23 protein-coding genes and 1 tRNA gene are annotated in these 22,361 nt (G+C 67.7%); 13 read left to right on the top strand and 11 right to left on the bottom strand.

Features of this window, described 5'->3' with window-relative positions; all coding sequences use genetic code 11:
- Window positions 1-29 precede the first annotated feature (29 nt).
- The gene (locus SB4_RS08160; protein ID WP_082670064.1) at window positions 30-2,171 is read right to left on the bottom strand and encodes a TonB-dependent siderophore receptor; all 2,142 of its coding nucleotides are present in this window, start codon (window positions 2,169-2,171) and stop codon (window positions 30-32) included.
- Window positions 2,172-2,311: 140 nt separating this feature from the next.
- Here SB4_RS08160 and SB4_RS08155 point away from each other — a divergent pair, with 140 nt between their 5' ends.
- The gene (locus SB4_RS08155; protein WP_058752171.1) at window positions 2,312-2,716 is read left to right on the top strand and encodes a DUF1489 family protein; all 405 of its coding nucleotides are present in this window, start codon (window positions 2,312-2,314) and stop codon (window positions 2,714-2,716) included.
- A 34-nt stretch (window positions 2,717-2,750) separates the two neighbouring features.
- Here SB4_RS08155 and SB4_RS08150 read toward each other — a convergent pair whose 3' ends face one another.
- The gene (locus SB4_RS08150) at window positions 2,751-3,365 is read right to left on the bottom strand and encodes an ankyrin repeat domain-containing protein (protein WP_058715826.1); all 615 of its coding nucleotides are present in this window, start codon (window positions 3,363-3,365) and stop codon (window positions 2,751-2,753) included.
- Between the two features lie 69 nt (window positions 3,366-3,434).
- Here SB4_RS08150 and SB4_RS08145 point away from each other — a divergent pair, with 69 nt between their 5' ends.
- From SB4_RS08145 to SB4_RS08135, 3 genes are read left to right on the top strand one after another with little or no spacing between them, the layout of a single operon-like run.
- Entirely contained in the window at window positions 3,435-4,025 is a 591-nt protein-coding gene (locus SB4_RS08145; protein WP_058752170.1) for an SCO family protein, read from the top strand.
- A complete protein-coding gene (locus SB4_RS08140; RefSeq protein ID WP_007406686.1) occupies window positions 4,025-4,453 on the top strand; it encodes a YcgN family cysteine cluster protein in 429 nt (142 codons plus the stop codon). The genes SB4_RS08145 and SB4_RS08140 overlap by 1 nt, the downstream gene beginning before the upstream one ends.
- Entirely contained in the window at window positions 4,450-5,118 is a 669-nt protein-coding gene (locus SB4_RS08135; RefSeq protein ID WP_058752164.1) for a M48 family metallopeptidase, read from the top strand. The genes SB4_RS08140 and SB4_RS08135 overlap by 4 nt, the downstream gene beginning before the upstream one ends.
- Here the strand turns inward: SB4_RS08135 and SB4_RS08130 are convergent.
- A complete protein-coding gene (locus SB4_RS08130) occupies window positions 5,094-7,304 on the bottom strand; it encodes a transglycosylase domain-containing protein (RefSeq protein WP_082670063.1) in 2,211 nt (736 codons plus the stop codon). The two genes, SB4_RS08135 and SB4_RS08130, sit on opposite strands and share 25 nt — an antisense overlap.
- A gap of 184 nt (window positions 7,305-7,488) precedes the next feature.
- On the opposite strand from SB4_RS08130, the gene SB4_RS08120 reads away from it, so the two are divergent.
- Window positions 7,489-8,079 carry a PilZ domain-containing protein gene (locus SB4_RS08120; protein WP_058734981.1) on the top strand — a complete coding sequence of 197 codons (591 nt, stop codon included), beginning with the start codon at window positions 7,489-7,491 and terminating at the stop codon, window positions 8,077-8,079.
- 61 nt (window positions 8,080-8,140) lie between these two features.
- On the opposite strand, the gene SB4_RS08115 is transcribed toward SB4_RS08120, so the two are convergent.
- Window positions 8,141-8,227, bottom strand: a tRNA-Leu gene (locus SB4_RS08115).
- A gap of 114 nt (window positions 8,228-8,341) precedes the next feature.
- Here SB4_RS08115 and SB4_RS08110 point away from each other — a divergent pair.
- The gene (locus SB4_RS08110) at window positions 8,342-9,712 is read left to right on the top strand and encodes an MATE family efflux transporter (protein WP_058752162.1); all 1,371 of its coding nucleotides are present in this window, start codon (window positions 8,342-8,344) and stop codon (window positions 9,710-9,712) included.
- Between the two features lie 27 nt (window positions 9,713-9,739).
- On the opposite strand, the gene SB4_RS08105 is transcribed toward SB4_RS08110, so the two are convergent.
- Window positions 9,740-10,486 carry an MJ0042-type zinc finger domain-containing protein gene (locus SB4_RS08105; protein WP_058752161.1) on the bottom strand — a complete coding sequence of 249 codons (747 nt, stop codon included), beginning with the start codon at window positions 10,484-10,486 and terminating at the stop codon, window positions 9,740-9,742.
- A 157-nt stretch (window positions 10,487-10,643) separates the two neighbouring features.
- On the opposite strand from SB4_RS08105, the gene ftsE reads away from it, so the two are divergent.
- Genes ftsE through SB4_RS08085 form a run of 4 tightly spaced genes read left to right on the top strand, consistent with a single transcriptional unit; the run spans window position 10,644 to window position 13,549 of the window.
- Window positions 10,644-11,411 carry a cell division ATP-binding protein FtsE gene (gene ftsE / locus SB4_RS08100; RefSeq protein ID WP_082670061.1) on the top strand — a complete coding sequence of 256 codons (768 nt, stop codon included), beginning with the start codon at window positions 10,644-10,646 and terminating at the stop codon, window positions 11,409-11,411.
- Window positions 11,408-12,307 (top strand): cell division protein FtsX, encoded by a 900-nt coding sequence (locus SB4_RS08095; protein ID WP_058752160.1) that lies wholly within the window; start codon window positions 11,408-11,410, stop codon window positions 12,305-12,307. Before ftsE ends, SB4_RS08095 begins: the two co-directional genes overlap by 4 nt.
- Before the next feature lies 1 nt (window position 12,308).
- A complete protein-coding gene (locus tag SB4_RS08090; RefSeq protein WP_058752159.1) occupies window positions 12,309-12,842 on the top strand; it encodes a YdcF family protein in 534 nt (177 codons plus the stop codon).
- Complete coding sequence (locus SB4_RS08085; protein ID WP_153006133.1) at window positions 12,839-13,549, top strand: lysophospholipid acyltransferase family protein; 711 nt, start codon at window positions 12,839-12,841, stop codon at window positions 13,547-13,549. The genes SB4_RS08090 and SB4_RS08085 overlap by 4 nt, the downstream gene beginning before the upstream one ends.
- A 99-nt stretch (window positions 13,550-13,648) precedes the next feature.
- On the opposite strand, the gene SB4_RS08080 is transcribed toward SB4_RS08085, so the two are convergent.
- Together SB4_RS08080 and hisC are read right to left on the bottom strand one after the other, a co-directional pair.
- Window positions 13,649-14,560, bottom strand: coding sequence for a prephenate/arogenate dehydrogenase family protein (locus tag SB4_RS08080; protein ID WP_058752158.1), 912 nt, complete (start codon window positions 14,558-14,560; stop codon window positions 13,649-13,651).
- Window positions 14,560-15,678 carry a histidinol-phosphate transaminase gene (hisC, locus tag SB4_RS08075; protein ID WP_058752168.1) on the bottom strand — a complete coding sequence of 373 codons (1,119 nt, stop codon included), beginning with the start codon at window positions 15,676-15,678 and terminating at the stop codon, window positions 14,560-14,562. Before hisC ends, SB4_RS08080 begins: the two co-directional genes overlap by 1 nt.
- 64 nt (window positions 15,679-15,742) lie before the next feature.
- Between hisC and metX the strand changes: the two genes are divergently transcribed.
- The 3 genes from metX to SB4_RS08060 all read left to right on the top strand — a co-directional run bounded on the left by metX (window position 15,743) and on the right by SB4_RS08060 (window position 17,952).
- Window positions 15,743-16,903 carry a homoserine O-acetyltransferase MetX gene (metX, locus tag SB4_RS08070; RefSeq protein WP_058752157.1) on the top strand — a complete coding sequence of 387 codons (1,161 nt, stop codon included), beginning with the start codon at window positions 15,743-15,745 and terminating at the stop codon, window positions 16,901-16,903.
- A complete protein-coding gene (gene metW, locus SB4_RS08065; RefSeq protein ID WP_058752156.1) occupies window positions 16,900-17,493 on the top strand; it encodes a methionine biosynthesis protein MetW in 594 nt (197 codons plus the stop codon). The genes metX and metW overlap by 4 nt, the downstream gene beginning before the upstream one ends.
- A 66-nt stretch (window positions 17,494-17,559) precedes the next feature.
- Entirely contained in the window at window positions 17,560-17,952 is a 393-nt protein-coding gene (locus tag SB4_RS08060; protein WP_058715804.1) for a response regulator, read from the top strand.
- 16 nt (window positions 17,953-17,968) lie between these two features.
- Here the strand turns inward: SB4_RS08060 and SB4_RS08055 are convergent, their stop codons facing one another.
- The 4 genes from SB4_RS08055 to SB4_RS08040 form a co-directional block, all read right to left on the bottom strand.
- Window positions 17,969-19,522 carry a sensor histidine kinase gene (locus SB4_RS08055; RefSeq protein WP_058752167.1) on the bottom strand — a complete coding sequence of 518 codons (1,554 nt, stop codon included), beginning with the start codon at window positions 19,520-19,522 and terminating at the stop codon, window positions 17,969-17,971.
- Between the two features lie 80 nt (window positions 19,523-19,602).
- Entirely contained in the window at window positions 19,603-20,199 is a 597-nt protein-coding gene (gene ssb / locus SB4_RS08050; RefSeq protein ID WP_058732969.1) for a single-stranded DNA-binding protein, read from the bottom strand.
- A gap of 20 nt (window positions 20,200-20,219) precedes the next feature.
- On the bottom strand, window positions 20,220-22,079 hold the full coding sequence (gene feoB / locus SB4_RS08045; protein ID WP_058752155.1) for a ferrous iron transporter B: 1,860 nt from the start codon (window positions 22,077-22,079) through the stop codon (window positions 20,220-20,222).
- 16 nt (window positions 22,080-22,095) lie between these two features.
- The gene (locus SB4_RS08040) at window positions 22,096-22,347 is read right to left on the bottom strand and encodes a FeoA family protein (RefSeq protein ID WP_058715801.1); all 252 of its coding nucleotides are present in this window, start codon (window positions 22,345-22,347) and stop codon (window positions 22,096-22,098) included.
- Window positions 22,348-22,361: the final 14 nt, after the last annotated feature.

Raw genomic sequence — 22,361 nt, 5'->3', positions numbered from 1 at the left:
TCCCCTGAAGGGGAGGGGCTAATGTCACCTCAATACCGGACCGTCACCGTTCCCAGGATCGAGCGCGGTGCGCCGTAATAGCCGCCGTCGAAGGTCAGCGCCGTCAGATACTTCGCGTTGGTCAGGTTGCGCAGGTTCGCCGACAGCGCGATGCGCGGGGTGATGTCGTACTTCGCCATCAGGTCAACCAGCGCATAGCCGTCCTGCCGGACCGAGCGGGTCTGGGTATAGATCACGCTCTGATACTGGGCCGATGCACCCACTTTGAGTTCAGGCAGCGCGGGCGGCGAATAGACGATGTTCAGGCGCCCGGTGTTGCGCGGCACGAACAGGCGGGCGGGGTCGCCATTCTGGTCCTCGACCCGCATCAGCGTATAGCCGCCGGTGACCTGTACACCCTGGGCCAGACGTCCGCCGACTTCCAGTTCGATGCCCTCCGACTTGGCGTTCACCCCGCGCGAGACGAAGCGGCCGTTGACGAAGCCGATGCTCTCGGCGGTGTTGTTCTGGTGGACGCGAAAGATCGCCGCGCTGGCGTTCAGTCGCCCGCCGAACCAGTCGCCCTTGATCCCGGCCTCGATATTCTTGCCGCTGACCGGGGCCAGAATACGGCCGTCCTCGCCGATCGCGTCCTGCGGATTGAAGATCGTCGTATAGCTGGCATAGGCGCTGAGCGACGGGCTCAGGTCATAGGTGACCCCGGCGAAGGGCGAGAAGCGCGTCGTATCGTAATTGGTGTCGACGTCGTAGGAAAAGCCTTTGCTGCGCGCATGGGTGACGTTGCCGCCCAGCATCAGCTTCAACGGATCGGCCAGGCTGAAGCGGACCAGGCCATAGGCGGTCTCGCGCCGGGTCTGGGTGTTCTGGCTCGATGCATAGTCTGTCGAGAAGGTTGTCGGGAAATTGACCTTGGGGAAGGTCCCCTGGAACAGGTCGGGGAAGGGCAGCAACAGGTTGACCTGCGAATAATCGTAGGACGAACCCTGCTTATAGTCCTGCGCGCTGCGGTTGATGCCGAACATCAGCTGATGCTCGCGCCCGAACAGCGTGAAGGGACCGGTGGCATAGGCCTCCATGGTCAGGTTCCGGGTCTGCGCGCGGAAGGCGCCGGGATAGCTCCTGATGCCCAGAAGCTCGTTGGGATCGTTCGGGTCCGGAGCGATGCCGTTTGGGGCGCCGCGCACCGGATTGCCATAGACGTAGAATAGCTCGTCCGCCTCGCTGGTCGCGCGGCGCACCGCGCTGATCCGCGCGACCCAGTCCCCGGCGAAGTGATGCGTCAGGTCGCCGAAAATCTGCCGGTCGATCACGTTCCAGCCCGCCCATTCGGGCGCGACATTGGTCGATCGCGGCATGTCGATGCGGGTGCCGTCGGTATAGGTGAGTGGTAGGGCACCCCACATCGCGCCATGGCTCTGGTGATCCTGATGCCCGTAACCGCCGCTCAGCACGGTGTCGGGGCCGAGGTCCGCCTCGACCACGCCGTACCCGGTCCAGCGGCGCAAGCTGTAGCGATCGAGATAGCTGTCGGCGTCCGACAATACGCCGACGACACGCGCACGGACATGGCCGTCCTTGGTCAGCGGCGTGCTGACATCCGCATCCAGGCGCAGGCTGTTGAACGAGCCGTACTGGACGCTGGCCGTCGCCTGCAAATCCTTGGTCGGGCGCTTGCGGACGAAGTTGATGACGGCGGACGGGTTGCCGGTCGGCGACAACAGGCCCGGCGCGCCGCGCACCACCTCGATATGGTCATAGATGGCGGTGTCGATCGATCCGGTCTGGATGCCGAAGGCGAAAGGCACGCCGATGCCGTCGATCTGGAAGGTCTGGATGTCGAAGCCGCGCGCCGAATAATAGACGCGGTCGGTCTCGTTCGCCTGGACGTTGATGCCCGGCACCGTCGTCAGCAGCTGGTTGACGTCGTTCAGCTGGAAATCGGTGATCTGCTGCCGGGTGACGATGCTGACCGACTGCGGCGTCTCGCGCAGGGTCAGCGGGATGCGCGTCGCGGTCGTCTGTCCATCGATCGTATAGTCGTCCTTGCCCTCGGTCCGCTGGCCGATGACGATGATCTCGTCACGCGCGGCTTGCTGCGGATCGACGGTCGGGGTGGTCGACGGTGCGGTCACGGCGGCGGCGTTCGCCACCAAGGAAATCAATAGCGTCATGAAACGGCTCCCTTTGAGGCGCCCCTATGAGCGAATTGATGTTATTGCAAGTCAGTATCGAAATCAAAAACGGAATGGCTCAGCCATTCCACGGGGTAACTCTAGCGATCCCAGGGCTCTACCCCCACATGGGCGGCGACATGGCGCTTCATCTGACCAAGGTCGCGTTCGGGGCGGCCAGCATCGATCATCTCGCGGAACGGCTGAAGATTCGGGCGCAGGAGGGGCCGGTCTTCCTGACCACGCGCTATCTGCCCAAGCGGCATGAGAAAGTGGCGGGGCAGGGATCGCTCTTCTGGATATTGAAGCACCAGCTGGTCGCGCGCTCGCCGATCCTGTCGTTCGGCGAGGCCGAGGGCGGGCGCTGCGCGATCCATATCGATCCCGCACTGGTGCTGGTCCAGGCCCTGCCGCGCCGGGCGCACCAGGGCTGGCGCTATCTGGAGGCGGCGGACGCGCCGCCCGACCTGAGCGGCGCGGCAACGGGGATCGAGACGATGCCGCCGGTGCTGGTCGGCAAGCTCGTGGAACTGGGGCTGATCTAGCTTTCTCCTCCCCCGTGGGGAGGAGAGAAGAATCTCAGAATTTCGGACCCGCCACGGCCGCGCGGGTTTTTTTCGGTGTATCGGCGAACAGCTTGGCGATGGCTGTGTTGCGCGCATCCTGCTGGGCATAGTCGCGGGCGGTGAGGCCTGCGATATTGTCGGGCTGGTCGGGATCGGCGCCGGCGGTCATCAGGTCGCGGACCATGCCGATCTCGTGGCGTTGCACGGCGCGAATCAGCGGGGTCTCGCCGCTGGAATTGCCGAGGTTCGGATTGGCCTTGGCGGCGGTCAGGATGCGGATCATCTCGGGCTGGCCGCCCGCCACCGCCAGCAGCAGCGGCGTGTTGCCGCGCCCGTCGCGCAGGTTGGGATCGGCCCCCTTTTGCAGCAGGAAGCGCAGATAGGTTTCGTCGCCGCGCTTGATGACGATGTGCAGCGCGCCTTCGCCGGTGCTGACGTCGCGGGTGTTGATGATGTTGGCGCCGGGCTTGTCCAGCATGTTGGTCACGTCATTGCCCTTGGCCTCGCGCACCGCTTGCAGAAATTTATAGCTTTCCGACTGCATCATCTGGGCGAGCGCCGGGGTGGCGACCGCGCTGGTCAGCGCGGAGGCCAGAAGCGCTGCGGTGAACAGGGGGCGAAAGGTCATGAAGGGCATTCCTGAATGGGGGACCATGGCTTGCAACGCGCGATTTATCACAGCAAGGCTGTCGGCGTCATGACCCGATTGCTCCTGTCCTTCCTGGCCCCGCTGGGCCTGATGCTCGCCGGTTGCGGCCCGACCCAGCCCGAGGCGGAAGCGCCGCTGGCAGGCGCGAAGATCGGCGGGCCGTTCCGGCTGACCGATGGCAAGGGGCGGAGCGTCACCGACCGCGACTTTGCGGGCCGGTATCGGGTCATGTATTTCGGCTATACCTTCTGCCCCGATGTCTGCCCCACCGACATGCAGGCGATCGCGGGCGGCCTGAAAATCCTCGACAAGAGTGCGCCCGCCAAGGCGGCCAAGATCGTGCCGATGTTCATTAGCGTCGACCCCGAACGCGACACCGCACCGGTCGTCGGTCGCTTCGCCGCCGCCTTCGACCGCCGCGTCGTCGGGCTGACCGGCACGCCCGCGCAGATCGACGCGGTGAAAAAGGCCTATGCCGTGTGGTCGGCCAAGGGCGATCCGTCGCCGGGCGGCGGGTACCTGGTCAACCATAGCCGCCAGGTCTACCTGATGGACCCGGACAACAAGCCGCTGGCGCTGGTGCCCGCCGATGAGGGCCCCGAGTCGGTTGCCCGCACGTTGGACCAGTGGGTCCGCTGATGGAGCGTTTCTGGGAAAAGCCGATCGAAAGCCTCGACCGCGCCCAGTGGGAGGCGCTGTGCGACGGCTGCGGCAAATGCTGCATCCACAAGCTGGAGGATGAGGAAACCGGCGAACTGGTGCCGACGAACGTCGCCTGCCGCCTGCTCGACCGGCGCAGCGGGCAATGCTCCAATTATCGCCATCGCCGCGCCTATGTCAGCGAGTGCGTGCGGCTGACCATGGGCAATGTCCGGTCGATCGACTGGCTGCCCACCACCTGTGCCTATCGCCTGCGGGCGGCGAACGAGCCACTGCCCGACTGGCACTACCTCGTCTGCGGCGACCGCGAGGCCGTCCACCGCGCCGGACAGTCGGTCCGCGGCTGGACGATCAGCGAGGACGATGCAGGCGATTTCGAAAACCATATCGTGGACCGAGAATTGTGATCGACGAAGTCGTCCGTCATCCGACCGCCAAGACCATCCGCCTCAGCATCGACCCCGCCACCGGCACCGCGCGGCTGGTGGTGCCCAAGCGCGCCGGGCTGAAAAAGGCGCTCGCCTGGGCCGAGGACAAGAAGGAGTGGATCGCCGAGCAGCGCACGCGCCTGCCGCGACCCCGGCCGTTCGTGCCGGGCTGCGAGATTCCCTTTGGCGACGTGACGCTGTTCCTCGAATGGGTCGAGGGGCGCGCACGGGTGATCCAGCGCGAGGGCGATAGGCTGATCGCCTCGGGCCCGCTGGAGACGCTGGGCCGCCGGGTCGAGGCTTGGCTCAAACGCCAAGCGCTGGAGATCCTGGCGCGCGAGACGGCAGAAGTCGCGCGGGCGGCCGGGGTGCTGGTGTCGAAGGTCAGTGTCGCCGATCCCAAGGCGCGCTGGGGCAGCTGTGCCTCGACCGGCGCGATCCGGTACAGTTGGCGGCTGATCCTGGCGCCCGACTTTGTTCGCCGCGCGACAGTGGCGCATGAGGTGGCGCACCGTGTTCATATGAACCACGCCCCGGCCTTTCACGCGCTCGTCGCGACGCTGCTGGGCGAGGACCCCGCGCCCGCCACCGCCTGGCTGCGGCAGCATGGCGCGCAGCTTCACTGGTTCGGGCGGTCGTCCTGACGCTCGCCCTGGCGGTCACGGGGTAGGCCGCGCGGCGGGGTGTTCGACCGCCCCTCGCGCGGAGCCGCGCCGGTGCCGCGCCCGGTCACCCGGTCGATCCACGCCTGGTCCAGCCGCTGTTGCGGTGCGGCGGGCGGGACGGGCGCCGGTTGCGGCTGACCGGCACCACCCGGCTGCTGGATCGGGGCGGGCCCACCGGGTTCGCGGCGAGTCGGGATTTCGACCGCCTCGCTGCCATCCTCGGGCGCAATCGCCGTGGGGGAGGGCAGCGGATTGCCATCGGCATCGACCGCCGCGACGCCATTGTCGGGCTCGCCGAAATAGCTCTCCTCATCCGGCTCCAGCTGCCATTCGGGCAGGGTGACCTGGGTCTCGAACTGCTCGATCGGACGGTTGGCGACGGCGACCCTCATATAGTCGGCAAAGGCCTTGGCGGGCGCGGTGCCGCCATGCAGCCCGGCGACCGGCTTGCCATTGTCGCGGCCCATCCAGACGCCGGTGGTGATCCCGCTGGAGAAGCCCAGGAACCAGCCATCCTTGGAACTGGTCGTCGTGCCGGTCTTGCCTGCGACCGGCCGTCCGATCTGCGCGGCGCGGCCGGTGCCGGTATTGACCGCGGTCTGTAGCAGGTCGGTCATCTGCGCGGCGACATAAGGGGCCACCAGCACCCGGCTGCGATCCACTTCATGGGTGTAGATGGTCTGGCCGTTGGCGGTCACCTTGGTGATGCCATAGGGGGTCACCTTCACGCCCTTGTTGGCGATGCTGGCAAAGGCGCTGACCATGTCGATGACATGCACCTCTGACGTGCCCAGCACCATCGAGGGGTGAGTGTTGACCGGCGTGGTGATGCCGAAGCGGCGCGCCATGTCGGCGACCGTCTGGAAGCCCACTTCCTGGCCCAGCTTCGCCGCCACCGTGTTCAGCGAATAGGCAAAGGCGGTGCGCAAGCTGACATTGCCCGAATTGCGCCGCGAATCGTTGCGCGGGCTCCAGCCGTCGATGGTGACCGGCTCGTCGACCACCTGGTCCTCGGGCTTGTGCCCCGCCTCCAGCGCGGCGAGATAGACGAACAGCTTGAACGCCGAGCCCGGCTGGCGGACCGCCGTCGTCGCGCGGTTATAGTTGGTGGAGACGTAATCCAGCCCGCCCACCATCGCGCGTACCGCGCCGTCGCGGTCCAGGCTGACCAGCGCCCCCTGCGTCCCCGGCGGGGCGTCGGCGCGAATCGCCGAATCGGCGGCGCGCTGCATATTGAGGTCGAGCGTGGTCCACACGTCGAGCGGCGCGCTCTGCTCGTCGATCAGCAGGTCGAGCTGCGGCAGCGCCCAGTCGGTGAAGTAACGGACCGAATTCTGCTTGGGCTCGGGCGCGAGCTTCAGCGCCTGGGGATTGGCATCGGCGGCCTGTGTGGCGGTGATGAAGCCGTTACGCTCCATCTGCTCGATGACCACGCCCGCGCGGCCCACGGCGGCCTCGGCATCGGCGGTCGGCGAATAGTTGGACGGAGCCTTGACCAGCCCCGCGATCACCGCCGCCTCGGAGAGGCTCAGATGCTCGGCACCGTGGCCGAAGAACTTCCGGCTCGCCGCGTCGATGCCGTAGGCGCCGCCGCCATAATAGACCTTGTTCAGATAGAGCTCGAGAATCTGGTTCTTCGAGAATTTCAGCTCCATCGCCAGCGCCAGGATCGCCTCGCGGAACTTGCGGCCGAACTTCTTCTGGTTGTTCAGGAAGATGGTGCGCGTGATCTGCTGGGTGATGGTCGAGCCGCCCTGCTTCCACCGGCCCTTTTCCAGGCGGACCTGCACCGAACGGGCGATGCCGATCGGGTCGACGCCGGGATGCTCGCGGAAACGGCGATCCTCGACCGCGATCGTCGCGTCGCGCATGACGATCGGGATCTGGTCATAGGACAGCCACTGGCCATAGCTCGGCCCGAGCGAGACGATCACCGATCCGTCGGCGGCATGGACGCGAATCATCTGCCCGTTGGGCGAAGATTTCAGCTCCTCGAAGCTCGGCAGCTGCGACTTGGCGACGAAGACCGCTATGGCCAGCGCGCCGACCGCCAGCACGGCCAGGCCGATCAGGATCTGCAGGGTTACGACGATCCGGCGCCGCCAGGGAGAGCGGGGCTTGGAGGAGCGGGGCCGGGTGGACCGGGAAGACGACGCGCGAGGCATGAGACGGCTCGCGAATTACAGGGCTTTGGACATGACCACAAGCGGCCGATGCCTCAGCGCCGCTGACCGGGTGATGAACCGATGTTGCACACGCGCAAAGTTGTTAATTTTTTAGAGGTGTTGGGCTAGTACCCGGGAAGACGCCGGATATCGCATGGGGGCGATCTTGGCCGAAAGGACGGGAATGGAGCAGGTCGAACAGCAGCAAGGGACGTCCGCCGAGCGGCGGTCGGGCCAGCGGCACTCGGCCGTCCTCCTGCTGGGCAAGGTCTGCGGTGACGTGCCCGGCGTATGCCTGGTCCACAATATCTCGGCCAACGGCCTGATGGCACGATTCGTCGATGTGCCCCGCGTCGGTGATTCGCTGTCCGTCGAAGTGCGCGGCCTGGGTCCGGTGCACGGCACGGTCCGCTGGGTGAAGGGCCAGAAGGCGGGCGTGCAGTTCGATTCGCCGCAGCCCTATCAAAGCATCTTCTCGACCGAGAACGAAGACGGCACGATCCCGCGGCCGCCGCGCTTTCCGGTCACGCTGTCGGCCGATGTCCGGCTGGGCGACCGCAAATTCACCGCCGCGATGATCGACGTCTCGGCCGGTGGCGCCAAGCTGGAGGCGGCGGGCGCAGTCCAGCCCGGCCTGGCGGGGCATATCGTCGTGCGGCCGCTGGGCACCGCGATTTCGGGCACCATCTGCTGGGTGAAGGACGGGCGTTTCGGTTTCCGCTTCGTCTCGCCGCTGCCCATCGACACGCTGGCGGCGCTCGTCGGCCTGCGATGACGGCACGGGCGCGCGCCCGGAGGGCGTTCGCCGTCATGATTTCCGATTGTTCTGAATGATCTGGTGCGGTCGAGAAGACTCGAACTTCCACGGCCTTTCGGCCACAACGACCTCAACGTTGCGCGTCTACCAATTCCGCCACGACCGCACTCGATAGTCACCACCGGCAAGCCGGAGGGCTGGTAGGCGGGTGCCCCTAGCAAAGCGATCGGGGCAGCGCAATGCCTTTCGTCCGTCCTTTATCCGCCCTAGGTCAAAAGCCATGACGCCATCCCATCGCCCCGACCCCGTTTCCGCCAAGGGCGAGGTGCGCCGGCTGCTCGGCCTGGCCTGGCCGGTGATGCTGACCAGCCTCAACTGGACGATCCTGCACGTCACCGACGTAATCGTCGTCGGGCGCGTCGGCGAGCATGAGGTGGCGGCGCTCTCGGCCAGCCGGTCGCTGACCTATATCGCCATCGTCACCGGCCTGGCCTGGCTGTCTGGCGTGCTGGTGCGCGCGTCGCGGGCGGACGGGGCGGGGGATTTGCCCGCGACCGGCCAGGCGTTGCGCGACGGCATGGTGCTGGGGCTGATGCTGGGCGTGGCCGCGATGCTGATCCTGGGGCTGGGCGGTGCCAGCCTGCTCGCCGGGATCGGCGTTGCGCCCGCATTGGTCGAACCGGGCGCGCGGGTCGTGGCGGTCATGGCGCTGGGTTATCCGTTCCAGATGGTGATGATCGCCGCCAGCTTCTTTCTGGAAGGGATCAGCCGCCCGCGCCGGGTGACGATGGTCAATCTGTTGATCCTGCCGATCAATGCAGCGCTCGCCTGGGCGCTGGCGGGGGGCGAACTGGGCCTGCCCGCGCTCGGCGCCGTTGGCGCGGCACTGGCCACCGTCATCGCCTCCGCCATCGGTGCTGTCGCCATGGTCGCCAGCGCGATGCGGTTGCCGCGCGGCGGACAGCGCGGCGTGCGGCGGCTGGACCGCGCCGCCTGGACCCCGACGCTGGCGGGAGCGGTCAGCCTGGCGCGGTTCGGGTTCGTGCCCGCCATCGCCTCCGGCCTGGAGCTGGCCGGGTTCGCCATTCTGATCGCGCTGTCGACCCGGCTGGGCGATGCGACCGCGCATGGCTTTCAGATCGTGTTCTCGCTCCACAACGTCACCTTCGCGCTGGCGATCGGATTGGGATCGGCGGCGGGCGTGCGTGCGGGCAATGCGGTGGGCGAGGGCGCGGCGGGAGCGGCGGTGCCGCGCACCCTGCTGGCGCTCGCCATGGTCGTGTTGACCATGGGGCTGTGCAGCCTGTTGCTCTGGACCCTGCCCCAGGCGGTCGTCGGCCTGTTTCCCGCGCTGCCCGAGGCGCGGATGGCGGCGGTGGCGATGCTGATGATCTGGGCGCCGTTCATCCTGTTCGACGGAATTCAGGTGGTGCTGGTCTATGCGCTGCGGTCGCTGAACGATCAGGTCGCGGCGGGGATCAACAGCATCGTCGCCTATTTCCTGGTCACCGGCGGGCTGGGCTGGTGGCTGGTGTCGGAGGGGTGGGGAGCGGCGGCGCTCGGCTGGGCCTCGGGAATCGGGATGCTGGTCGCGGCACTGCTCCACGGCGCACGGTTCGCCATCGTCGCGCGGCGGTTGCGGCGGGGATAACCCCAGGCGAGGGTCAGGCGACGGCGATCAGTTCGCCGCGCCCTCGCCCGCGAAGCTCAGGTCCAGCCGCTTGGAGCTGGGCGGTACGTCCAGCTTGGCCGAGTTGAAGTCGATCGACGCGCCCGGACCCAGCGTCCGCTGCTGCGGCGCGATCGCCCAGGAAAAGACGACACGACCCTGCGCATCCTTCAGCTCGGCGCGCAGGTCGGGCACGCGCTGCGCGCTGGACGACGGATTGATGATCTGGCCAGAAATGGCGAACAGCTCCGAGCCGTTTTCCAGCTCGCGCCGCTCGATCGGGTTGGAGCGCAGCTCCAGCGCCGATTCGGTGTTGCCCAGGCCCAGCCAGCCACCGATGCCCGGCATCCCCGTCCACATGATCGCCGCCGTCGCGAGCAGCAGCAACAGACAGGCGGCGACCGCCCCGATCGTCCAGCGGCGCACCGGGTTGCGGCGCGCGCGGAAGGGCGGGCGATGGGCAAAGGCGTCGAAGCCCGCATCGTCCTGAGTCAGGATCGGCGGCGCCGGCGGCGGTGCGATGACCGGCGGCGGGGGAGGCGGCGGTTCGGCGAAAACGCTGTCCGCTGCCGCGTCGACCGGGGCCGTATCGGCCGCGACCGCCACGGGGGGCAGGGGCAGCTCGGGCTCCGGCTCGGGCGGGGATTGGAACCAGCTATGCCGGCAATGGGCGCAGCGCACGGTCCGCCCCTCCAGCCCGATCGCGCTGTCGGGCACCAGATAGCGGGTGCGGCACTCGGGACATTCGAGGATCATGCGGACAGGCACTTCAACCGACGGGACAGGTCACAGACGGACAGGCCCTTCGATCCAGGCCCCCCCGCCGGGCCAGTAAGCACGCCGCCCCTAGGCGTGGCAAGCGTGAAGCGTGGAACTTGAAGCGCGCGCCCGCCCATGCCAAGGCCGGTCGGGCATGGCGAACATCGTACAGTTCGAGAATGTCGGCCTTCGCTATGGCGCGGGCGAGGAAACCCTGTGCGACGTCAGTTTCACGTTGCGGTCCGGCCAATTCTATTTTCTGACCGGGGCCAGCGGCGCAGGCAAGACCTCGCTCCTGCGGCTGCTCTATCTGTCGCAGCGGCCCAGCCGGGGCATCATCCGCCTGTTCGGCGAGGATGCTGTGATCCTGCCGCGTGACCGGCTGCCCGGCTTTCGGCGGCGCATCGGGGTGGTGTTCCAGGATTTCCGGCTGATCCCCCATCTGTCGGCCGCCGACAATATCGCGCTGCCCTTGCGCGTCGCAGGGATGGCGGAGGGCGAGATCGCGCGCGCGGTGCGCGAGATGCTGGCCTGGATCGGCCTGTCCGAGCGGGCGGGCGCGCGGCCCGCGACCCTGTCGGGTGGCGAGCAGCAGCGGGTGGCGATCGCGCGGGCGGTTATCGCGCGCCCCGAATTGCTGGTGGCGGACGAACCGACCGGCAATGTCGATCCGGCGATGGCGGAACGGTTGCTTCATCTGTTCAACTCGCTCCACCGGCTGGGCACCACGGTGGTGATGGCGACGCATGACTGGCATTTGATCGAGCGGATTCCGGGTGCGCATCACCTGCATCTGGAGCGGGGGCGTCTGGTGGACCCCGATCCCCTGCCACCGACCCGGCCCATGCCGCCCGAGGGGCGGCCTTCGACGCCCATGCCGCCCGAGGCGCGGCCCTCGACGATCGTGCGGAGCGGCCTGTGACGCGGGCTACCTCAAAGCGCAGCACGGGCGCGGAGGCGCGGGCGCTCGACGATGGCGGCGGCGCGCATGTCATGAGCTGGGTCATCGCGATCATGCTGTTCCTGACCCTCTTGTCGGGCGCGGCGGGGCTGGCGACCGCGCGGGCGGCGGGCGCGCTCGACCGGCAGATGGCGGGGCGGCTGACCGTGCAGATCGTCGAGGGCGAGACGCAGCGCCGCGATGCCGCCGCCGCGCAGGTGCTGCGGGTCTTGCGCAGCCTGCCCGACGTCGCCCGCGCGACCCCGGTGCCGCAGGCCGAGCTGGCCCGGATGCTGCAGCCCTGGCTCGGCACCGATGCGCAAGCCGCCGGGCTGCCCGTGCCCGCGCTGATCGATGTCGACCTGGCGAGCGATGCGAGCGCCGCGATCGCGCGGGTGTCAGCGGCAGCGAGCCGAGCCAGCCCCGCCGTGCGGGTCGATGCGCATGCCACCTGGCTGGGGCCGGTCGGGCGACTGCTCGACACCGCCGCCTGGCTGGCCGGGGCGATCATCCTGCTGATGCTGACCGCCACGACCGCCGTCGTGATGCTGGCGGCGCGCGCCGGGCTGGAGGCGCATCGCGGCACGATCGAGGTCATCCATATGCTCGGCGCGACCGACCGGCAGGTGGCGCGCCTGTTCCAGCGGCGGATCGCACTCGACGCCGGGATCGGTGCGGTGGCGGGCAGCGTGATCGCCGGCGGCGCGATCCTGCTCATCGCGCGGCAGGTGGGGGCGCTGGATTCCGAATTGCTGGGCGGTATGCGGCTGGATGTGGCGGACATGGGTGCGCTGATCGCCCTGCCCTTCGGCTTCGTGTTGCTGGCGGTGGTCGCGGCGCGCCATGCGGTCCTGCGCCAGATGCGGCGGATGCTCTGAGATGCTGCGGCTGATCGGTCTGGCGGCGCTTGCCTGGTGCCTGGGGTTCGCGGCCTTCATGCTGAGCCTGCCCCATCCGCTGGAGAACAACACCACCGATGCGATCGTGGTGCCGACCGGCGGGCCAGGGCGAATCGATCGCGGCATCGCCCTCATCCAGGCGCATCAGGCCAAGCGGATGCTGGTCACCGGCGTCGCGCCCGGCGTGCGGCCGATCGACCTGGCGCGCACCTATCACACCTCGCCCAAGCTGTTCGCCTGCTGCATCGACCTGGGCGGTGAGGCGGTCGACACCCGATCGAATGCCGAGGAGACGGCGAACTGGGTGCGCGAGCATGGCTATCGCACCGTGCGGCTGGTCACCTCCGACTGGCACCTGCCGCGCGCCAGGATGGAGCTGCGCGCGGTGCTGGGCAACCAGGTGCTGGTGCTGGGCGACGGCGTGCCGTCGGAGCCGCGGCTGGGCACGCTGGTCAACGAATATAACAAGCTGATCCTGCGCCGGATCGCGCTTTGGACGGGAGTGGGGGCGTGATCCTGTTTCGCAACATCGTCTTCGTGGCGATCTTCTATCCGATCTCGGCGGTGATGGCTTTGTTGTCGCCGCTGATCGCGGTCGGCGGGCGTCATGCGGTGATCCACTGGGCGACGACCTGGACGCGCTTCCACCGGATCTGCACGCGCTGGATCTTGGGCATTCGGGTGCGGGTGGAGGGCACGCGGCCGACCACCCCGGCGCTCTATCCCGCCAAGCACCAGGCGATGTTCGAGACGATGGAGCTGCAACGCATCCTGGGCGCGCCAGCCATGGTGCTGAAGCGCGAACTGGCCAATATCCCGCTCTGGGGCTGGGCGGTGCGCAAATATGGGGCGATCGTCGTCGATCGCAGCGCCTCGGCCAAGGCGATGCGCGGCATGATGCGCGACGCGCAAGTGGCGGTGAAGCAGGGCCGCGCGATCATGATCTTTCCCGAAGGCACGCGGGTGAAGCCCGGCGAGACACCGCCGCTGAAGCCCGGTTTTGCCGGGCTGTACCGGATGCTGAACCTGCCGGTGGTGCCGGTGGCGACCGATTCGGGGCTGGTCTGGCCGCGAAAGGGGCTGAAGCGGCCGGGGGTGGTGACGCTGCGCTTCGGCGAGGTGATCCCGCCGGGGCTTCCCCGTGCTGAGGCGGAGGCGCGGGTACACGCGGCGATGAATGCGCTGGAATCCTCCCCGGCACGGGGAGGTGGCAGGGCGTAAGCCCTGACGGAGGGGGGCTTCCACGCAGGTCGTCCCCTGCGGTCATCCCCCTCCACCACCGCTTCGCGGCGGTCCCCCTCCCCGTACCGGGGAGGATGATCAGCCCTCGTGGTTCCGCCCGAAATCCTCGCGCGCATCGTCCTGGCCCTGGTCGATGATCGAGCGGCGGATGGCGCGGGTGCGGCTGAACAAGTCGAACAGCTCGTCGCCCTTGCCCCAGCGGATCGCGCGTTGCAGCTGGCTGAGATCCTCGGAAAAGCGCTGAAGCATTTCCAGCACCGCCTCGCGATTGGTCAGGAACACGTCGCGCCACATGGTCGGGTCGGACGCGGCGATGCGGGTGAAGTCGCGGAAACCACCGGCGGAATATTTGATGACCTCGGACTGGGTGACTTCTTCCAGGTCGCTGGCGGTGCCGACGATCGTATAGGCGATCAGGTGCGGCAAATGGCTGGTGACGGCCAGCACCCGGTCGTGATGGTCGGGGGCCATCAACTCGACATCCGCGCCCAGCCGTCGCCAGAACTCCGCGACCCGCTCTACGGCGAGTTCATCCGCGCCTTCGGGCGGCGTGACGATGCACCAGCGCTTCTGGAACAGCGTGGCGAAGCCCGCCTCCGGCCCGCTGCGCTCGGTGCCCGCGACCGGGTGCGCGGGGATGATCGTCGCGCCCGGCAGCGCTTCGGTGAGCGCGGCGAGCACCGATCCCTTGCAGCTGCCCACGTCGGACACGATCGCCTCGGCGGACAGGTCGTCGGCGAACTCGGTGGCGACCGTGCCCATCGCACCGACAGGTACGCACAGGATCACGAAGTCGGCGTCGATCACGCTCGCGCCCGCCGTGTCGGCGACGTCATCGGCCAGATCGAGCGCGCGCACCGTCTCGCGCACCTGCGGATCGGCGTCATAGGCGGTGATCCGCGCGGTCGGCATCGCCTTGCGCACCGCCCGCGCGACCGAGGAGCCGATCAGGCCGAGTCCGATGATGGTGATCCGCGCGAAGGGCAGCATCAGGCCCCCTTCGCCTCCGACTCGACCATCTGGCGCAGCGCGGCGACGACACCCTTCACCTCGTCCTCGGTGCCGATGGTGATGCGCAGGCCATGGCCCAGCCCCTGGCTCGGCAGCCAGCGGACGATGTATCCGGCGTCCATCAGCCCGTGATAGGCGCGCTCGGCGGTCAATGCGCCCTCGAACAGCACCAGCGAGAAATTGGCCTTGGACGGCACGCAGCGCAGGCCCGCATTGCCCAGCGACGCGATCTGTTCCTCGAACCAGCCGAGCCACCTGGCATTGTGTGCGCGCGACGCCTCGACGAAGCTGCGGTCGCGGATCGCCTCGATCGCGGCGTTCTGGCCCGCAATGGTCACGTTGAACGGGGCGCGGATGCGGTGCAGCGCGTCGATGATCGGCGCGGCGGCATAGCCCCAGCCGATCCGCTCGGCGGCGAGGCCATGAATCTTGGAGAAGGTGCGCGAGACGAGCACGTTGCCCGCCCGCTCGGCCAGCGCCAGCCCGCCATCATCCTCGCCAGCCTCCAGATATTCGGCATAGGCCTGGTCGAGGACCAGCAGGACATGGGGCGGCAGCCCCGCGTGCAATCGCGCGATCTCGCCCGCGGCCGCATAGGTGCCGGTCGGGTTGTTGGGGTTGGCGACGAAGACGACCTTGGTCTTGTCCGTCACGGCCGCCAGGATCGCGTCGACATCGGTCGCATAGTCATGGTCGGCGACCACCACCGGCTCCGCGCCGACGCGGCGGGTCGCGATATCATAGACCGCAAAGCCGTAGCGGACATGGATGATCTCGTCCCCCGGCCCCGCGAACGCACCCGCCGCGAGATGAAGGATCTCGTCCGAGCCGGTGCCGTAGATGATCCGCGCCGGGTCCAGCCCATGCACCTCGCCGATCGCCTGACGCAGCGCGGTCGCGCCCGCATCGGGGTAACGCTCCAGATGGGCGGCGGCGGCGGCGAAGGCGGCGCGCGCCTTTTCGCTGGTGCCCAGCGGATTTTCGTTGGAGGACAGCTTGGCGACCTTGCGCCCGTCATCGGTCGTCGCGCGGCCGGGGACGTAGGGCGCGATGGCCTTGACCCAGGAGATCGGTTCGGGGGCTTTCAGGTCGGTCATGCGACCCGCCATAGCGGCCTCGCCCTTGCGTTGCCAAGCATCGCGGCCTAGCGGATATCGCTCCATGGCCGCTTCCGTTTCCACGCACTCCCTTGGCGACGACCAGCGCTTCGGTCTGTCGCGGCATGTCGTGCTGCCCGGGCCGCTGCGGCTCGACGGTGGCGGGCTCCTGTCCCCGGTCGAGATCGGCTATGAGACCTATGGCACGCTGAACGCCGATGGCTCCAACGCCATCCTGATCTGCCACGCGCTGACCGGCGACCAGCATGTCGCCTCGCCCCATCCGCGCACCGGCAAGCCCGGCTGGTGGACGCGGCTGGTGGGGGAAGGCAAGCCGATCGACCCGGCGCGTCATTTCATCATCTGCTCGAACGTCATCGGCAGCTGCATGGGATCGTCGGGTCCCGCGACCATCGACCCCTCGACCGCCGAGCCTTGGGCGATGCGTTTCCCCGTCATCACCATCCGCGACATGGTGCGCGCGCAGGCGATGCTGCTCGACCATCTGGGTGTCGGGCAGTTGAAGGCGGTGGTCGGTGGATCGATGGGCGGGATGCAGGCGCTGAGCTGGGCGGCGACCTTCCCGGAACGCGTGCGCGCCTGCGTCATGGTCGCCTCGACCGCGCGGCACTCGGCGCAGAATATCGCCTTTCACGAGGTCGGGCGGCAGGCGATCATGGCCGATCCGAAATGGAATGGCGGCGCCTATTACGAGGCGAACGATCCGCCTGCCGCAGGCCTTGCGGTGGCGCGGATGGCGGCGCACATCACCTATCTGTCCGAGGCGGGGCTGACCGAGAAGTTCGGGCGGCGGCTACAGGCGCGCCCCGACCGGCCGGACGGCGCGAAGAGCTTCGGCTTCGATGCCGATTTCCAGGTCGAGAGTTATTTGCGGCACCAGGGATTGAGCTTCGTCGACCGGTTCGACGCCAACTCCTATCTCTACATCACCCGCGCGCTCGATTATTTCGATCTCGCCGAAGAGCATGGCGGCCTGCTCGCCAACGCCTTTCGGGGGACGAAGACGCGCTTTTGCCTGGTCAGCTTCGACACCGACTGGCTCTATCCCACCTCGGAGTCGCGCGCCGTCGTGCAGGCGCTCAATGCGGCCGGGGCGGCGGCGAGCTTCGTCGAGTTGTCGAGTCCCTACGGCCATGACGCCTTCCTGCTCGACGCGCCCGAGATGAACCGGGTGATCGACGGTTTCCTGCGGGCCGAGCCATGAGCGAGCCGCTGCGTCCCGATCTGGCGATCATCGCGCGCCACGTCGCGCGCGGTGCCCGTGTATTGGATATCGGCTGCGGCGACGGACAGCTGATGGCGGCGCTGCGCGACGAGGCGGGGGTGGATGCGCGCGGGCTGGAGATCGACCCGGCCAATGTCGCCTCGGCGGTGGCACGCGGGCTGGCGGTGGTGCAGGGCGATGCCGATGTCGACCTGGCGGGCTATCCCGACAAGGGCTTCGACTATGCGATCCTCAGCCAGACGTTGCAGACCGCCCGTGCGCCCGACCAGGTGCTCGACCATCTGCTGCGCATCGGCCAGCGGGCCTTCGTGTCCTTCCCCAATTTCGCGCATTGGCGGGTGCGGACTTCGCTTCTGTGGGGCGGGCGAATGCCGGTGACCAAGCTGCTGCCCGAACAATGGTATGACACGCCCAATATCCACCATGTGACGATCGACGATTTCCGCGCCTTCGTGCGCCAGCGGCGGATCACGGTGGAGGGCAGCTGGTTTCTGTCGCGTGGTCGCCCGACCAGTGCGGCGGCGGCCAATTTTCGCGCCGAACATGCGGTTTTTCTGTTACGTCGCTGAAACAACGACACTTCGGAACTTTATCTGGATCAAGAGTGTTGAGCCGGAAAGTGACGGGAATTTGACATGAGCCAAACCGCCCTGATCGTGGAAGACGAGATTTTCGTGGCCCTCGATCTGGAGCGCATTCTGACCGATGCCGGCTATCAAGTAGCCGGGATCGCGGCGGATAGCCGCACCGCCATCGAAACTGCGCCCGGCTGCACCTTTGCCTTTGTCGATGTGAACCTGCGCGACGGTGCGACGGGGCCGGACATCGCGCGCCAGCTGGCCGAGCAGTTCGGCGTCAAGATCGTGTTCGTCACCGCCAATCCCGCGCAGATCGGATCGAACTGCCAGGCGCTCGGCTATATCCGCAAACCTTTCAGCGAGCGGGCGATCCTGGCCGCCGCGGCCATGGCGACGGGCGCGGATGTCGCATCGACCGATTATGTCATGCCGCTCGGCCTGAACGCCTGAGCCCCGACGCTTAGCCTTAACGACAGGGCCCGGTGCCGGGCGGGCGGCTGAACGCGGCCAGCGGTACTTCGATCGTCACCACTAGCCCGTCTCGCCGCCAGTCGCGCCGCACCGTGCCGCCTAGCTGGCGCACCGCCGACAGTTCGACCAATTGCGATCCAAACCCGGCATGATCGGGCGTACGCTCCAGCACCGGACCACCCCGCTCCTGCCAGCAGAGCGTGACCATCTCTCCGTCCTGCCGCACGGCCAGCTCGACATGTCCTTCGACCACCGACAGCGCGCCATATTTGGCGGCATTGGTCGCCAGTTCGTGGAACAGCAGCGCCAGCGGCGTGGCCGATCGATCGTCGACCAGGACATCCTCCCCCGACAGGTGGATACGAGTGTCCGCATCGCCGCGATACGGATCGAACAGATCGGTCAGCAGGCCATGCAGCGAGTCCTGCCGCGCCTTGGGCTGCGACTGCGGGCTGTGCGGACGGACGAAGTCGTGCGCGCGGCCCAGCGCGGTGATCCGGTCGCGCAGGTCGCTGGAAATGCCGGCAAAACCCGGATGGCTGCGCGCGGCAAAGGCGATCAGGCCGGAGATCACCGCGAAGATATTCTTGATCCGGTGGCTCAGCTCCTGGCTGACGATCTCGCGCTCTTCCAGCGCCAGCTTCTGTTCGTGAATGTCGGTGCAGGTGCCAAACCAACGGGTAATCCGCCCCTCTGCATCACGGATCGGTAGGGCGCGGCCCAGTACCCAGCGATAGGTGCCGTCACGGTGCCGCAGCCGATATTCGATCTGATAGGGCTCACCGGTCGCCAGGCTATGGCGCCAGCGCGTCCAGGCCCGCTCCTGATCGTCGGCATGGAACATGCCGTTCCACGCTTCGCCATCCGTCGAGCCGGGTTCCATGCCGGTATAGTCGTACCAGCGGGCGTTGTAATAATCGTGATAGCCGTCGGGCAGGGTCGACCAGACCATTTGTGGCATGGTGTCGGCCAGGGTGCGAAACCGCTGCTCGCTGTCGGCGACGCGCGCCTCCGAGGCCTCGACGGTCTGTTCGTGTTCGAGCTGGGCGCGGCGGTCCTGCAACCGGCCCATGACGGCGGTCGCCAGAATCTCCAGCCCGCGAAACTGAAAGTCGGTCAGCCCTTGCGGACGCGGTTCGGGCGAGATGACGCAGATCGCGCCCAGCGGCACGCCTTCATGCGACAAAAGCCGCGCGCCCGCATAAAAACGGATATGCGGCGGCCCCACCACCAGCGGGAAATCGGCGAAGCGCGGGTCCAGCCGCGCGTCGGGCACGACCATGACGGTTTCGCCCGCCACCATCGCATGGGCGCAGAAGGAGGTATCACGCGGCGTCTGCGGCTCGTCAAAGCCCAGCGCGGACAGGAATTGCTGCGACTCTTCCTCGACCAGGCTGACCAACGCGACCGGGGTGCCGCACAATTCGGCGGCAAAGGTGGTCAGGTCGTCCAGGCACCCGTTTTCACGATAGCCCGCCAGATCGTAGCGGCGGATCAGCGCGGAGCGCTCTGCTTCTGTAATCGCCGATGGGTCGAGCATGTCCGTCATCCCATCCTGTTGGCCGATCGCCGAGTCCGCCCGAATTACCGTGTCCTGCATGTCCTCACCGTGGAGAAGGCCGTCGACGATCAGAACGGAACGTCGTCGTCCAGATCGTCGGCGAAGCCACCGCCCTGTCCGAACCCGCCACGGTTGCCGCCGTTCCCGCTCTGGCTTGCGCTGCCACCGGAATTGCGCGCGCCGCCACCGTAACCGCCGCCCGACGAGCCGCCGCCAAAGCCGCTCGACCCGCCACCGAAGTCGCCGCCGCCGAAATCGTCACCGCCGCCGAAGTCGCTGCCGCCACGGCCACCGCCGCCGCCCTGACCGCCGCCGGGGCCGTCGAGCATGGTCAGCACCGAGTTGAAGCCCTGCAGCGTCACCTCGGTCGAGTAACGGTCGTTACCCTGCTGGTCCTGCCACTTGCGGGTGGTCAGCGCGCCTTCGATATAGACCTTCGAGCCCTTGCGCAGGAAACGCTCGGCGACGTTCGCCAGACCCTCGTTGAAGATCTTGACCGTGTGCCACTCGGTCTTTTCCTTGCGCTCGCCGCTGTTGCGGTCCTTCCACGACTCGGACGTGGCGATGCGCAGTTCGACCACCTTGCCGCCATTCTGGAAGGAGCGGCTCTCGGGATCGCGTCCCAGATTGCCGACGAGAATCACCTTGTTGACGCTGCCCGCCATGTATCAGTCCTGTATCTTGCCTAGAGGCCGGCGAAGACGGCCAGCCAATATGTGATACCCGCCATGACATAGGCGGTCACGAAAAGGTAGCCCACCATGAAAGCTGGCCATTTCCATCCGTTGGTTTCCCGACGCGTCACCGCGATGGTCGAGATGCACTGGGGCGCAAAGACGAACCACATCAGGAAGGCGAGCGCGGTGGGCAGCGACCAGTTGCGTTTCAGCTTGTCGGTCATCGCCTTCTGCCCGCCCTCATGCTCGGTATCGTCGATGGCATAGACGGTGCCGATCGCCGCCACCGCGACCTCGCGCGCCGCCATGGCGGGCACGAGCGCGAGGGAGATGTCGCGGTTGAAGCCGATCGGACGCACCGCGACTTCGATCCCGTTGGCGATACGGCCCGCGATCGAATAATCGACCGGCGAGATGCCCGAACCCTCCGGCGGCTTGGGGAAGGACAGCAGCGCCCACAGGATGACGGTGGTCAGCGCGATGGTGGTCCCGGCGCGCTTCAGGAAGATCAGCGCGCGGCTCCACAGGCCGAGCAACACGTCGCGCAGATGCGGCCATTGGTATTTCGGCATCTCCATCATGAAGCCCGACGACGCGCCCTTGGTGACGGTGCGGCGGAGCAGCAGCGCGGCGACGAACGCCCCGACAATGCCCATCAGATAGAGGCCGAGCAGCACCAGCCCCTGAAGACCCACGAGCGGCAGCACCTGCCGATCCGGAATGAACGCGCCGATGATGATGGTATAGACGGGCAGCCGCGCCGAACAGGTCATCAGCGGCGCGATCAGGATCGTGGTCAGCCGGTCCTTCTCGTCATCGATCGTCCGCGTCGCCATGATGCCGGGCACCGCGCAGGCGAAGGAGGAAAGGAGCGGGATGAAGGCGCGCCCCGACAGACCCACCTGCGCCATCAACCGATCCATCAGGAAGGCGGCGCGGACCATATAGCCGGTCGCCTCCAGAATCAGGATGAAGAGGAACAGGATCAGGATCTGCGGCAGGAAGACGAGGACCGCGCCGACACCGGCGATCAGGCCATCGGTGATCAGGCTGCGGAACCAGCCGTCCGGCAGTAACAGTCCTGCCTGGATTTCCAGCCATTTGAATCCGGCCTCGATCCATTCGACCGGCGTCTGCGACCAGGCGAAGACGGCCTGGAACATGATGAAGAGCAGCCCGACCAGCAGGATCGGCCCGGCAATCGGGTGCAGCGCGACCGAGTCGAGCATGTGAGTCCAGCGGCGCGTCGGCGTCTCCGCCACGGTCGCAGCGGACGCGATCTGGCGCGCGCGGCGTTGCAGCGTGACGATATCGTCGATCCGGTCGGCGGCCGCTATGGCGTGGGGCCGCTCCTGCGACACCAGCCGGTCGATCTCGGCCTTCAGCGTGTCGAGCCCGCGACGGCGGACGGCGACGGTCGGGATGACCGTCACGCCCAGCTCGCGCGCCAGGATATCGGCGTCGAGGGTCAGCCCGTCACGCTCGGCCAGGTCGACCATGTTGAGCGCGACCACGACCGGCAGGCCGAGCGCGATCAGCTGGAGCGTGAAGCGCAGGTGGTTGTCGAGATTGGCGGCATCGACCACGACGACCAGCGCATCGGGGCGGCGCTCGCCCGCCTGAGAGCCCATCACGACATTGCGCGTGACCTGTTCGTCCAGGCTGCCGGGATCGAGGCTATAGGCACCGGGCAGGTCGACCAGCTCGACCGCGCGGCCATCGTCCAGCACGAGTCGGCCCGAATGCCGCTCGACGGTGACGCCGGGATAATTGCCGACCTTCTGTCGCGCGCCGGTCAGCGCGTTGAACAGGGCGCTTTTGCCGGCATTGGGATTGCCGACGAGCGCGACCAGCGGTGCAGCGTTCATTCGTCCGGGCTAAGCCTCAGGCGCTCGGCGCGACGCGGATCGAGGCGGCGACCCGGCGACGCAGCGCCACGGTCATCCGGCCGATCCGGCAGGCGATGGGCCCGCCGCCCAGCGTAGCGCGGTGCAGCACCTCGACACCCACGCCTTCGTCGAAGCCCAGTTCGCGCAAACGACGCGCTTCGGGCAGGGCCAACTGGGTCCAGTCGATCGCGGCCACGGTCGCCGGTTGCCGCCGGGGAAGGGTTTCGAGACTGCTGAGCATCGCCATGGGACATACATAAC

Origin of the sequence: Sphingomonas sanguinis (assembly GCF_001476905.1) — a bacterium.
Lineage (GTDB): Bacteria > Pseudomonadota > Alphaproteobacteria > Sphingomonadales > Sphingomonadaceae > Sphingomonas > Sphingomonas sanguinis_B.
This window is presented reverse-complemented; position numbering and strand designations above follow the sequence as displayed.

Bases quoted from the DNA above. Each gene is read 5' to 3' on its own strand.
- SB4_RS08160 (WP_082670064.1), bottom strand. From the start codon at position 2,171: ATGACGCTATTGATTTCCTTGGTGGCGAACGCCGCCGCCGTGACCGCA.
- SB4_RS08155 (WP_058752171.1), top strand. From the start codon at position 2,312: ATGGCGCTTCATCTGACCAAGGTCGCGTTCGGGGCGGCCAGCATCGAT.
- SB4_RS08150 (WP_058715826.1), bottom strand. From the start codon at position 3,365: ATGACCTTTCGCCCCCTGTTCACCGCAGCGCTTCTGGCCTCCGCGCTG.
- SB4_RS08145 (WP_058752170.1), top strand. From the start codon at position 3,435: ATGACCCGATTGCTCCTGTCCTTCCTGGCCCCGCTGGGCCTGATGCTC.
- SB4_RS08140 (WP_007406686.1), top strand. From the start codon at position 4,025: ATGGAGCGTTTCTGGGAAAAGCCGATCGAAAGCCTCGACCGCGCCCAG.
- SB4_RS08130 (WP_082670063.1), bottom strand. From the start codon at position 7,304: ATGCCTCGCGCGTCGTCTTCCCGGTCCACCCGGCCCCGCTCCTCCAAG.
- SB4_RS08120 (WP_058734981.1), top strand. From the start codon at position 7,489: ATGGAGCAGGTCGAACAGCAGCAAGGGACGTCCGCCGAGCGGCGGTCG.
- SB4_RS08110 (WP_058752162.1), top strand. From the start codon at position 8,342: ATGACGCCATCCCATCGCCCCGACCCCGTTTCCGCCAAGGGCGAGGTG.
- SB4_RS08105 (WP_058752161.1), bottom strand. From the start codon at position 10,486: ATGATCCTCGAATGTCCCGAGTGCCGCACCCGCTATCTGGTGCCCGAC.
- ftsE (WP_082670061.1), top strand. From the start codon at position 10,644: ATGGCGAACATCGTACAGTTCGAGAATGTCGGCCTTCGCTATGGCGCG.
- SB4_RS08090 (WP_058752159.1), top strand. From the start codon at position 12,309: ATGCTGCGGCTGATCGGTCTGGCGGCGCTTGCCTGGTGCCTGGGGTTC.
- SB4_RS08080 (WP_058752158.1), bottom strand. From the start codon at position 14,560: ATGCTGCCCTTCGCGCGGATCACCATCATCGGACTCGGCCTGATCGGC.
- hisC (WP_058752168.1), bottom strand. From the start codon at position 15,678: ATGACCGACCTGAAAGCCCCCGAACCGATCTCCTGGGTCAAGGCCATC.
- metX (WP_058752157.1), top strand. From the start codon at position 15,743: ATGGCCGCTTCCGTTTCCACGCACTCCCTTGGCGACGACCAGCGCTTC.
- metW (WP_058752156.1), top strand. From the start codon at position 16,900: ATGAGCGAGCCGCTGCGTCCCGATCTGGCGATCATCGCGCGCCACGTC.
- SB4_RS08060 (WP_058715804.1), top strand. From the start codon at position 17,560: ATGAGCCAAACCGCCCTGATCGTGGAAGACGAGATTTTCGTGGCCCTC.
- SB4_RS08055 (WP_058752167.1), bottom strand. From the start codon at position 19,522: ATGACGGACATGCTCGACCCATCGGCGATTACAGAAGCAGAGCGCTCC.
- ssb (WP_058732969.1), bottom strand. From the start codon at position 20,199: ATGGCGGGCAGCGTCAACAAGGTGATTCTCGTCGGCAATCTGGGACGC.
- feoB (WP_058752155.1), bottom strand. From the start codon at position 22,079: ATGAACGCTGCACCGCTGGTCGCGCTCGTCGGCAATCCCAATGCCGGC.
- SB4_RS08040 (WP_058715801.1), bottom strand. From the start codon at position 22,347: ATGGCGATGCTCAGCAGTCTCGAAACCCTTCCCCGGCGGCAACCGGCG.